This is a genomic window from Methylibium sp. T29 (assembly GCF_000576205.1).
Taxonomy (GTDB): domain Bacteria; phylum Pseudomonadota; class Gammaproteobacteria; order Burkholderiales; family Burkholderiaceae_C; genus Methylibium; species Methylibium petroleiphilum.
This window is the reverse complement of the sequence record NZ_AZND01000119.1, coordinates 1-10,835: the sequence shown is the minus strand read 5'-3', so window position 1 is coordinate 10,835 and position 10,835 is coordinate 1. Positions and strand designations below refer to the sequence as shown.

The window sequence follows — 10,835 nt, the reverse complement described above, 5'->3', positions numbered from 1 at the left end:
CGCGCAGGCGCCGCCAGGCTGCGGCCCACACGCCCTCGGAGCGCGCCGGGCCGGTGGCCGCGGTCACCGCGTCGATCGGCAGCGCGCTCATTTCAGCACCACCCGCGGGTCGGCCAGCTTGTAGAGCACGTCGGTCGCCAGGTTGACCAGCATCGTGATGACCGCGATGTAGATCGTGACGGCCTGGATGACGGGATAGTCGCTGCGGTTCACCGCCAGCAGCACCTCGCGTCCGAGGCCCGGGATGGAGAAGAAGGTCTCGATCAGGAAGGAGCCGACGAAGATGCCCGGCAGCGCCACCGCCACGTTGGTCAGGATCGGGATCAACGCGTTGCGCAGCACATGCTTGAGCAGGATGCGTGTCTCGGTGAGGCCCTTGGCGCGTGCCGTACGCACATAGTCCTGCCCGATCTCGTCGAGGAAGAAGCTGCGGTAGAGCCGCGTCTGCGGCGAGATGCCGACCATCACCGCCAGCAGCACCGGCAGCGGGGCGTAGACCGCGAGGTTGGTCCACACGCTGTCGCTCCAGCCTGCACCGGGAACCAGCCGAGCCGGAACGCGAACACGTACTGGCCGACGATCACGTAGACCAGGAAGCTGATCGACAGCGCGATGGTGGTGATGACCATGATCGCGCGGTCGGTCAGCGAGCCGCGCACGTAGGCGACGGCCAGCGCGAACGGAATCGCCAGCAGCACGTCGAGCAGCAGGATCGGCGTCATCACCGTCAGCGTGGCCGGCAGGCGGCTCGCGAACAGCGAGCTGACCGCCTCGTTGGTGGCCCAGCTCTTGCCCCAATCGAAGGTGACGATCTGCTGCACGAAGATCCACAGCTGCTGCCACACCGGCTTGTTCAGGCCGAGCTGCTCGCGGATCGCGTCGACCTGCTCGGCACTGGCGTTCAGGCCGCCGAGGATCTCGGCCGGGTCGCCCCCGAAGGTCTTGAACAGGAAGAACACCAGCAGCACGACCCCGACCAATGTCGGGATCATTTGCCACAGGCGTCGGATCAGGTAGGCCGCCATCGCCGAAGCACTCCAGGAAACGGATCGCAGCGGCCGCGCTGCGCGGGCCCGCCGACGGGTGTGTGCAGGCGCGAGTCTAGAGCCTGATCGCGTCGCTCCCCCGATGCCGGGACAAGCCCGAGTGCGCGATAGCATGCAGCCACGTCGACCGGAAGCCGCCCGCCCCGCCCATGAGCCTCTCCCGCCCCCTGCGCGCGCTGCTGCTCGCGGCACTGGCCTGCTGCACGACAGCCGCCGCCCTCGCGGCCGAGACCAAGGTCCTGCGCTACGCCTTCCCGGTGGCCGAGACCGGCTTCGATCCGGTGCAGGTGAGCGACCTCTACTCGCGCATCATCACGGCCCACATCTTCGAGCCGCCGCTGGGCTACGACCACCTCGCACGGCCCTTCAAGCTGCGGCCCTCGACCGCCGCGGCGATGCCCGAGGTGTCGGACGATTTCCGCAGCTTCACCTTCCGCATCAGGCCGGGCATCTACTTCGCCGACGATCCGGCCTTCAAGGGCAAGCCGCGCGAGCTGACGGCACAGGACTACGTCTACGCGGTCAAGCGCGTCTTCGACCCCAAGCTCAAGAGTCCGGCCCAGCCCGGGCTCGAAGAAGAGAAGATCATCGGACTCGCCGAGTTGCGCGAGGCGGCACTGAAGGGCCAGCCGTTCGACTACGACCGCGAGGTCGAGGGCCTGAGGGCGCTGGACCGCTACACCTTCCGCGTGCAGCTGCGAGAGCCGCGGCCACGGCACCTCTACGGCTGGGCCTCCGACGTGGTGGGCGCGGTGGCGCGCGAGGTGGTCGAGGCCTACGGTGACAAGATCATGGAGCACCCGGTCGGCACCGGGCCGTTCCGGCTCACCGAATGGCGGCGCAGCTCGCGCATGGCGCTCGAGCGCAACCCGCGCTATCGCGAGGTGGTCTACGATGCCCAGCCGAACGCAGACGATGCCGAGGGCCAGGCGCTGCTGCAGCGCTTCAAGGGCCGGCGCCTGCCGATGGTCGACCGGGTCGAGATCGCCGTGATCGAGGAGTCGCAGCCGCGCTGGCTGGCCTTCCTGAACGGCGAGCAGGACGTGCTGGAGCGGCTGCCCAACGAGTTCGTCGACCAGGCCGTACCGGGCGGCACGCTGGCCCCCAACCTGGCCAAGCGCGGTCTGCAGATGTTCCGCGTGCCCGGTGCCGACGTGACGCTGACCGTCTTCAACATGGAGGACCCGCTGGTCGGCGGCTACACGCCGGAGAAGGTGGCGCTGCGCCGCGCGATGGCGCTCGGCACCGACATCGGCCGCGAGATCCAGCTGGTGCGGCGCGGCCAGGCGATCCCGGCGCAATCGATCATGCCGCCGCTGACCAGCGGCTACCGGAGCGACCTGCGCACCGAGATGAGCGCCTTCGACCTGCCGCGCGCGAAGGCGCTGCTCGATCTCTACGGCTACATCGACCGCAACGGCGACGGCTGGCGCGAGCAGCCCGACGGCCAGCCGCTGGTGCTTGAGATGAAGACGCAGTCGGACCAGGCCTCGCGTCAGCTCGACGAGCTGTGGAAGAAGAACATGGACGCGCTGGGGCTGCGCGCCGTGCTCAAGACAGCGCAGTGGCCCGAGAACCTGAAGTCGGCGCGGTCGGGGCGCTTCATGCTGTGGCGCGTGGGCTCCAGCGCGGGCTCACCTGATGGCCAGGGCTCGCTGGAGCGCGCCTACGGAGCGTCGGTCGGCAAGGGCAATCTCGCGCGCTTCGCGCTGCCGGCCTTCGACCGCGTCTACGAGCAGCTCAATGCGCTGCCCGACGGGCCCGAGCGCCAGGCCCTGTTCGACCAGGCGACCAAGCTGCTGGTGGCGTATGCGCCCTATCGCGTGCATGTGCACCGCATCCTCACCGACCTCGCCTATCCGTGGGTGGTCGGCTACCGGCGTGCGCCGTTCTGGCTCGACTGGTGGCAATACGTGGACATCGATCCGGCACGGCGCCCCGCCGCGCCTTGACGGCGGGCTGCGTGACTTGTTCACGCGCACCCGACTCAAGTCCTCGAATGCGTCTTTCGAGCCCCCTGAACCACGGGGGGCCTCACCCGCGAAGGGGGGGCTGCCGCCACCGCCCCGGCCGGACAAACTCTTGCTCAACGACTCCACGGCAAGAGATGCACTCCATGAACAAGGCCCTTCAGACCCTGATCGTCACGGCAAGCCTGCTGGTGGCTGGCACGGCCAGCGCCGCCACCGAGGCCATCAATGCCGGCGTCGCCACGCAGACGACCCACGCCGATGCGACCCAGGCGCTGTCCGCTCGCTCCACGGTGCAGGAGTCGGCCGACGTGACCGCGCTGCCGGAGCCGAGCACCTACATGCAGCTGCTCGCCGCCTTCCTGGTGATGGGTTTCGTGGTCAGCCGCCGCACACGCCGCAACTGAACGCCGCTCGTATCGCAGCAGGGCCCGCTTCGGCGGGCCTTGTCATTTGCACATCCCCGAGCGATGCAACGCTCAGAGCGGCAGTTCGCTGAAATAGCGCCCGCCATGGAAGATCAAGGGTGTCGCGCCGACGGTCACGCTGCAGCGCTCGACCTCGCCGACGAAGATGACGTGGTCGCCTTCCTCATACTGGCTGCGGTTGAAGCACTCGAACACCGCGGCCGCGCCGTCGATCAGCGGCGCACCGCTACCGCCTTCGCGCCAGGCCACCCCGGCAAAGCGGTCGGCGGTCTTGCTCGCGAAGCGCTCGGCCAGTTCACGCTGGTCGGCCGCCAGGATGTTGATCGCGTAGTGCGAGCCGCGCGCGAAGGCCGGCATGGTGCCGGCGCTTCGCCCCAGGCTCCACAGCACCAGCGGCGGCGCCAGCGACACCGAATTGAAGGAGTTGGCCGTCAGGCCCACGCGCTGCCCCTCGGCGGTGCGTGCCGTCACGATGGTCACGCCGGTCGCGAACATGCCCAGCGCGGCGCGGAAATGCGCCGCCGTGAAGCTCGGCGCCTGGGCGCGCGGCGTGCTCATGGCGCCGGGACGTCGCGGCGGCGGAACATGTTCCAGCCTCCATCACCAGCACCACCTCGTCACGCTGGTTCAGCGCTTCCCAGCGGGTGCGCACCAGGCCGATGTGCGGCTTGCTCGTCATGGGGCGGGCGTCGGTCACCGTCATCCGCACGTGCAGCGTGTCGCCCACCAGCACCGGCTTCTGCCACTTCAGCTGCTCGAGTCCGGGCGAGCCGAGACTGGACGAATCGAGCAGGTATTCGTCGCACATCATGCGCATCACCAGCGCGCAGGTGTGCCAGCCACTGGCCGCCAGGCCGCCGAACAGCGACTGCCGGCCGGCTTCCTCGTCGAGATGGAAGGGTTGCGGATCGAACTCGCTGGCGAAGCGCACGATCTCGTCGCGGCCGAGCGTGTGGGCGCCGAACTCGCGCACGCTGCCGACGCCGAAGTCTTCCCAGAAATAGCGCGGTTGAGAGGTCATGGTCCAGTTCGCACGGGGATCCGGTCAGGGTCGAGGAGGGGGTGTACCCCGAGAGTGTCTCAGAGCCTCACGGCGACCGCGCCGGCGCGCGCGGCGCAAGGCGACTCGCGAGTAGCGCCGCGACCCGTCAGTACAGCGCGGCAGGCGCACTCCTACAATTCCGGGATGGCGAAAACCTCCTTCCGTGAACAGATGCTGCGCGCGCGCGAGGACGCGATCGTGTCCTCGGTCAACCGCCTGCTGGCGGAAAAGGGCTTCGAGGCGATGACGGTGGACGAGGTGGCGGCCGACGTGGGGATCGCCAAGGCCAGCCTCTACAAGCACTTCACGTCCAAGGAAGAGCTGGCGGCGGCCGCGATGGTTCGCGTCTTGGAGCGGGCGCTCGCTTTCACGGAGATCCTGGCAACCGATGATCAACTGCGGCCGATCGCACGGCTCGAAGCCGTTGCGCGCTGGACCCTCGAGGTCCAGCTGGCGGGCGAGATGCCGTCGCTCCCGGCGCAGAACTCGACCTTGCGCAATGCGCTGATGGCGAACCGCGGCTACCTCGATCGGCTGTTCGAGGTCAGTGACCGGCTGGGCGCCTGGATCACCGCTGCGCAGGCCGATGGCGAGATCGACCGCCAACTACCGGCCGAGGTGGTGCTCTACACGCTGTTCGCGCGCGCCTGCGATCCGGTCCTCGGCCTGCTGAAGGCCGGCGGCCAGCACAGCGACGCGCAGATCATCGAGTGGCTGCTGCGCACCTGCTTCCGCGGCCTGGTCGGCGCGCGGGCCTGAACGGCCGCATTCAGCGGATCAGCAGCGCCGGGGTCCGGCAGGATGCCAGCACCTTGGTGGTGATCGAGCCCATCACCATGCCGGTCAGCGCGCCGTGGCCGTGGGAGCCGAGCATCAGCAGGTCGAACTTGCCGGCTTCGGCGGTCTTGCCGATGACCTCGGCCGCGTGGCCGGTCTTGCGCACGAACGTGGCGTTCACGCCCTGCTTGGCGAAGAACGCGCGGATCGGCTTGAACACCTTCTCCGCCTCGTCCTCGTAGTAGGACTGGATCGTGTCCCGGTCGAGCGCCGCTGCCGCGCGTGGCGGTACCGGCGCGCTGACGGTGAGCACGGTGATGTCGTGCCCGGCGACCAGCCATTCGGCATGCGCCGTCAGGTAGCCGAGCATGCGCTTCGTGTAGCTGCTGCCATCGACGGCGGCCAGGATCTTCATCGTTCGCTCCTCGTGCAGGATGGAGCTGTCAGTGTGCCGCAAGCCACGGCGCTCAGACGTTGATGCACAGCAAACCGTCGTGACCCGCAGCCTCGCCCTTGCGGGCATGGCCGCGCGCATTGCTGACCACACGGGTGCGGGCCCGCGGCATGCCGGGCGGGTGTTCCACGCTGTAGTCGTGGCGGCAGTGCAGGTGACCGTGCAGCCACAGGTCGGCGAACGGCAGCAGTTCGTCGTCGGCGTTGCAGAAGCTCGCCGACCCGGGCTGCTCGCCATAGCGCGGGTCGACGCTGCGCAGACTCGGCCCGTAATGGGTGATCACGACGGTGGCGTCGGCATCGGTCGGCTCCGCCAGCGCCTGCGCCAGCCAGGCGCGACAGGCCAGTGCCTCGTCGCGCACCGCGGCCGCGTCGAACAGCCGGCCGTCGCAGCGGGCCCGCATGACATGCATGAAGTAGCCGGCTGCCCGCATCGCCCGCTCGCGACCCGCGGCACCGAACAGGTCGAAGTCGCACCAGCGGGTCGTCGCCACGAATCGGATGCGACGACCTGCCTTGTCGGTGCGGAGGTGCTGCTCGCGCTCCAGCAGCGTGATGCCGAGCGAAGCGCAGCGCTCGCGCAGCGCCGGCCAGGCACTGCGCAGCTCGCGCCGGTCGAACTCGTGGTTCCCGGCGACAAACAGCACCGGCACCGGCCAGCGCGCGAAGCGCTCCAGCCCGTCCCAGCGGCTGTCGATATCGCCCGCCAGCACCAGCAGTTCGGCATCCCCGGACGGTTCGGGCGTGTAGGCCTCGGTCTCGAGATGCAGATCCGACAGCAGTTGCAGTCGCACGGGCCGGGCCCTTCAGCGCGCCCGGCCGCGGCCAGGATGCCGCCGCCGGCTCAGGCGTTGCGGCCGTGGCACTGCTTGAACTTCCTGCCGCTGCCGCAGGGGCAAGGGTCGTTGCGGCCGACCTTGGGGCCGGCGCGCCGCACGGTCTCGACCTTGAGTCGCTCGCCACGGGCCAGATCGGCCAGCGCCACCACGTTGGACACCAGATCCTCGATCGCCTCGTCCATGCCGCGCAGCGGGTGCTCGTCGTCGAGCGCCTTCTTGAATGCCGCGTCGTCGCCGGTCTGCTCGGGCAAGTGGCGGCGCACGCAGGCGAGCAGGTCCGGCAGGTCGGCGTGCTTGAGCGATTCGAGCGCGTCGAACTGGTTCAGCGCGTGCTCGAAGCCGATCGCCCACGGCGCAAAGGCGGGCCCGATGGCCGCGGCGCCCTCGAGCGGGTGGCCCTGCTCATCGTCGGGCTGCATCACCAGCGGGTCGAACCACGCGTCTTCGCGCAACTGTCGCTCCAGCACCGCGTAATGGCGCATCACCAGCGCGAGCAGGCGTTCGTGCTTCGCGGCATGCCAGCCGGCGGTGTCCGGCGTGAGCTCGACGCCGGCGTCGGGCTGGTCGGGATCACCGAAGTTCCAGTCGAACACCGGTGGCAGCCAGCGCGCCGGGTCGATCAGTTCGGGCTGGGCGATCACGCCGCACAGGTAGCCGTCGAGCATCACGGCGTCCAGCGGTTCGAGCGGTTCGGGAATCGCGGCCAGCAGATCGTCGAGCTCGGTGATCTCCGGGTCGGTCAGGGGCGCGGAATGGGCGGAGGCAGACATGGCAGCCATTGTCCTATGCCGGTCGGATGCCACGCTTTTTCGCGGTGCGTCGGCGGAGACGACCTTGTCGAGTGCGCGGACTAAGGGTTTTCCCTAGAATTGTGTCATTGGCTTCGGCCGAACGAACGGAAAGGTTCATGTCATGAGCACCATCAGCATTCAGGCCGTGGCCCCTCGCAAGGCCCCCCGTGGCGCCGAACCCCTGGCCCGCGCGGTCGCAGCCGCTTGGCAATGGGCCGCCGGTCGCTTGGCGAAGCGCCGGCAAGCTCACGATCCGCGGCAAGACCTGCCGCAACTGTGGGCGCTCGCTGACAAATACCAGAGCATCGATCCCGGCCTGGCCGCCGACCTGCGCGGCGCCGCGCGGCGCTGGGAACGCGAGACGCAGCGCTCCTGAGCGCCGCCATGCGGGCGACCGCTCGCCCGCATGCCGCAACGGCATTCGCAAATCGAGGGTTAACCCTTAATATCTACAGCATCGGCGGCGCAGTCCGTCATTCACCTCGAGGATTCTCGTGAACATCTATCAAGTGCTCGGCACCGCGATCGCCGAGTCGGTCGGGTCGGTCGGCACCGCCTTTCAGATCTTCGGCGGCGACACGCCGCGGCCCACGGCGGGCAGCGCCCCGGCGGCGTGGCTCGACCAGTTCAGCGAGGTCTCGCTGGACCAGCGCGCGGCCCGTCGCACGGTCGACGCGCTGTACCGCGGCGCCACCGTGCGGCTCTGAGCCACGGTCGCGCCCCACGAACAAGGCCGCCCTCGGGCGGCCTTGTTCGTGGGGCGCCGGCGACCCGGTCCCGGACCGTTCAGCCGGCCAGTCGCTGCTCGATGCGGGCCTTGGTGGCCGGAAGCTCGGGCGGCAGGTGGTGGGCAAGCTGGGCGAACAGCTCCGCATGCAGTTCCAGCTCCTGCTGCCACGCGGCCCGGTCGACGCCGATCACGCTGCCGAACTGCGCCGGCGTGAAGTCCAGACCGTTCCACGCCAGATCCTCATAGCGCGGGCTGACCCCGAAGACGTTCTCGCTGCCCTGCGCACTGCCCTGCACTCGCTCGAGCATCCACTTCAGCACACGCATGTTCTCGCCGTAGCCCGGCCAGACGAACTTGCCGTCGGCGCCCTTGCGGAACCAGTTGACGCAGTAGATCTTCGGCAGCTTGGCGCCGGCGTCCTGCAGCTTGCGGCCGAGCGTCAGCCAGTGCTGGAAGTAGTCGCTCATGTTGTAGCCCATGAAGGGCAGCATGGCGAACGGATCGCGGCGCACAACGCCCTGCTGGCCGGCGGCTGCGGCGGTGGTCTCGGAACCCATGGTCGCGGCCATGTAGACGCCCTCGACCCAGTCGCGCGCCTCGGTCACCAGCGGCACGGTGGTCGAGCGGCGGCCGCCGAAGATGAAGGCGTCGATCGCCACGCCGGCCGGGTTGTCCCAGTTCTCGTCGAGCACCGGGTTGTTGATGGCGGCCACGGTGAAGCGTGCATTGGGGTGCGCTGCCTTCGCGCCGGTTTCCTTGGCCAGCGCCGGCGTCCAGTCCTTGCCCTGCCAGTCCACCAGGTGGGCGGGCGCGGAGGCGGTCATGCCCTCCCACCAGACGTCGCCGTCGTCGGTCAGCGCCACGTTCGTGAAGATCACGTCGCGCTGCAGTGAGGCCATGCAGTTGGGGTTGGTCTGGTCGTTGGTGCCTGGCGCCACGCCGAAGTAGCCCGCCTCGGGGTTGATCGCGTAGAGGCGGCCGTCGGCGCCCGGCTTGATCCAGGCGATGTCGTCGCCGATGGTCGTCACCTCCCAGCCCTCGAAGCCGGCGGGCGGGATCAGCATCGCGAAATTGGTCTTGCCGCAGGCGCTGGGGAAGGCGGCGGCCACGTGGAATTTCTGCCCCTGCGGGTTCTTCACGCCCAGCACCAGCATGTGCTCGGCGAGCCAGCCCTGGTCACGGCCCATCGTCGAGGCGATGCGCAGCGCGAAGCACTTCTTGCCCAGCAGTGCATTGCCGCCGTAGCCCGAGCCGTAGCTCCAGATCTCGCGCGTCTCGGGGTAGTGGACGATGTACTTGGTCTTGTTGCATGGCCAGGCCACGTCCTTCTGGCCGGGGACCAGCGGCGCGCCGACGGTGTGCATGCACGGCACGAAGTCGCCGTCGCTGCCCAGCACCTCCAGCACCGGCTTGCCCATGCGCGTCATCATCTTCATGTTGACGGCGACGTAGGGCGAGTCGGACAGCTCGACGCCGATGTGCGCGATCGGTGAGCCCAGCGGTCCCATCGAGAACGGCACGACATACATCGTGCGGCCACGCATGCAGCCGGCAAACAGAGCGGGCGTGCCGTCGGCCCGGCCGGTCTGCAACAGAGCGCGCATCTCTTCGGGCGCGGTCCAGTTGTTGGTGGGGCCGGCGTCTTCCTTCTTCTCGGAGCAGATGAACGTGCGGTCCTCGACGCGCGCCACGTCGCTCGGATCGCTCCAGGCCAGGTAGCTGTTCGGCCGCTTGGCCTCGTTGAGCTTGCGGAAGGTGCCCGCCTCGACGAGCTGGCCGCACAGGCGGTCGTACTCGGCCTGCGAGCCGTCGCACCAGTGGATCGCCGCGGGCTGGGCCAGCGCAACCATCTCGGCCACCCAGGCGATCAGGCGAGCGTTCTTTACATGGGCAGGCGCTTCGACGCGAAGCCCTTGCATGGCGGGGTGATTCATCGTTTCTCCGGGAAGGAATGGATCTCGTCAGTGCCTGCAAAACGGCAGGAGGGGCGGGCACTGGCGGCATCGATCCCACCCTGGTCGGGACTGCTCTGGAGATGCCTGAAAGAAAGTGTAGGGGTGTGACTTCGGCGTGACAGGATGGTGATATGCACTTTGTGCATGACCACATGCGTGGCCTTTCTCTGCGCCTTGACCTGACCCTCGAAGTGCGCGCCGGACGCGCCCGCCCCGCGGTGTCAGCCAAAGGCTGAACCGATCTTGCCGGCGGCGGCGCCCGCCGGCACCCCCTGTCCACGGCGGCTCCCCCCTTAACATGGGTGATGCAAGCCCCCGTGTTCGATCGACGACGACGCCGCGCTCTGGGCGCCCTGGCCGTGGCGCTGGTCGGGCCCGCCTGGGCCCAGCGCGGCCTGGATCGCCGGATCACCGTGGGGGTCGAGGCCGACCTGCAGGCCTCCGGCCTCGCCGCGCGCTTGCGCACCGCCATCGCCCGCGACACGGGGCTGGCGATCGACTGGCGACCCGGCCCCAGCGGCCTGCTGCTGCCGCAGCTCGAACGAGGAGAACTGGACGCCGCGTTGACGCAGGCGCCCGAACTCGAACGGGCGTTGGAGCGGCAGAACCTGGTGCACGACCGCCGTCCGATCGCCTTGGGCGACTTCGTGCTGGTCGGACCTGCGCCGCTGAAGGCCACGAAGAAGAGTGCCGCCCGTGGCGACCCGGCCGGCATCGCCGGCGAACGCGACGCCGCCACCGCTCTCGGCCGCATCGTCGCGGCCGGCGAGCGAGGCGAGGCCGTCTTCGTGACCCCGGGCGAGC

General features: G+C 69.2%; 11 protein-coding genes and 2 pseudogenes. 6 read left to right on the top strand and 7 right to left on the bottom strand.

Translation table 11 applies throughout. The annotated features are described in order from the left end of the window. Nucleotides 1–87 precede the first annotated feature (87 nt). Nucleotides 88–1,025: pseudogene (locus tag x551_RS13935) on the bottom strand (ABC transporter permease). Nucleotides 1,026–1,195: 170 nt separating this feature from the next. On the opposite strand from x551_RS13935, the gene x551_RS13930 reads away from it, so the two are divergent. Both x551_RS13930 and x551_RS13925 read left to right on the top strand, forming a co-directional pair. Then, the gene (locus tag x551_RS13930; RefSeq protein ID WP_011831268.1) at nt 1,196–2,998 is read left to right on the top strand and encodes an ABC transporter substrate-binding protein; all 1,803 of its coding nucleotides are present in this window, start codon (nt 1,196–1,198) and stop codon (nt 2,996–2,998) included. A gap of 164 nt (nt 2,999–3,162) precedes the next feature. Next, entirely contained in the window at nt 3,163–3,423 is a 261-nt protein-coding gene (locus x551_RS13925; protein ID WP_036230957.1) for a PEP-CTERM domain protein, read from the top strand. A gap of 72 nt (nt 3,424–3,495) precedes the next feature. On the opposite strand, the gene x551_RS13920 is transcribed toward x551_RS13925, so the two are convergent. Together x551_RS13920 and x551_RS24420 are read right to left on the bottom strand one after the other, a co-directional pair. After that, nucleotides 3,496–4,002, bottom strand: a complete 507-nt coding sequence (locus tag x551_RS13920; protein WP_011831270.1) for a flavin reductase family protein — start codon at nt 4,000–4,002, stop codon at nt 3,496–3,498. 106 nt (nt 4,003–4,108) lie between these two features. Beyond that, nucleotides 4,109–4,465 (bottom strand): annotated as a pseudogene (locus x551_RS24420) (MaoC family dehydratase); the annotation flags it as partial. A gap of 165 nt (nt 4,466–4,630) precedes the next feature. On the opposite strand from x551_RS24420, the gene x551_RS13910 reads away from it, so the two are divergent. Continuing rightward, the gene (locus tag x551_RS13910) at nt 4,631–5,245 is read left to right on the top strand and encodes a TetR/AcrR family transcriptional regulator (RefSeq protein ID WP_011831272.1); all 615 of its coding nucleotides are present in this window, start codon (nt 4,631–4,633) and stop codon (nt 5,243–5,245) included. 10 nt (nt 5,246–5,255) lie between these two features. On the opposite strand, the gene x551_RS13905 is transcribed toward x551_RS13910, so the two are convergent. From x551_RS13905 to x551_RS13895, 3 genes are read right to left on the bottom strand one after another with little or no spacing between them, the layout of a single operon-like run. Continuing rightward, nucleotides 5,256–5,678, bottom strand: a complete 423-nt coding sequence (locus tag x551_RS13905) for a universal stress protein (RefSeq protein WP_011831273.1) — start codon at nt 5,676–5,678, stop codon at nt 5,256–5,258. 52 nt (nt 5,679–5,730) lie between these two features. Continuing rightward, a complete protein-coding gene (locus tag x551_RS13900) occupies nt 5,731–6,510 on the bottom strand; it encodes a metallophosphoesterase (RefSeq protein WP_011831274.1) in 780 nt (259 codons plus the stop codon). Between the two features lie 50 nt (nt 6,511–6,560). Then, nucleotides 6,561–7,325, bottom strand: coding sequence for a YecA family protein (locus tag x551_RS13895; protein ID WP_036230956.1), 765 nt, complete (start codon nt 7,323–7,325; stop codon nt 6,561–6,563). Between the two features lie 142 nt (nt 7,326–7,467). Between x551_RS13895 and x551_RS13890 the strand changes: the two genes are divergently transcribed. Both x551_RS13890 and x551_RS13885 read left to right on the top strand, forming a co-directional pair. Beyond that, nucleotides 7,468–7,722 carry a hypothetical protein gene (locus x551_RS13890; RefSeq protein WP_036230955.1) on the top strand — a complete coding sequence of 85 codons (255 nt, stop codon included), beginning with the start codon at nt 7,468–7,470 and terminating at the stop codon, nt 7,720–7,722. Nucleotides 7,723–7,840: 118 nt separating this feature from the next. Further along, complete coding sequence (locus tag x551_RS13885; protein ID WP_011831277.1) at nt 7,841–8,053, top strand: hypothetical protein; 213 nt, start codon at nt 7,841–7,843, stop codon at nt 8,051–8,053. A 79-nt stretch (nt 8,054–8,132) separates the two neighbouring features. Here x551_RS13885 and x551_RS13880 read toward each other — a convergent pair whose 3' ends face one another. Next, nucleotides 8,133–10,010 (bottom strand): phosphoenolpyruvate carboxykinase (GTP), encoded by a 1,878-nt coding sequence (locus x551_RS13880; RefSeq protein WP_036230954.1) that lies wholly within the window; start codon nt 10,008–10,010, stop codon nt 8,133–8,135. Nucleotides 10,011–10,333: 323 nt separating this feature from the next. On the opposite strand from x551_RS13880, the gene x551_RS13875 reads away from it, so the two are divergent. Continuing rightward, nucleotides 10,334–10,835: substrate-binding domain-containing protein (locus x551_RS13875; RefSeq protein ID WP_216701324.1), on the top strand; the 502-nt coding region annotated here is incomplete at its 3' end.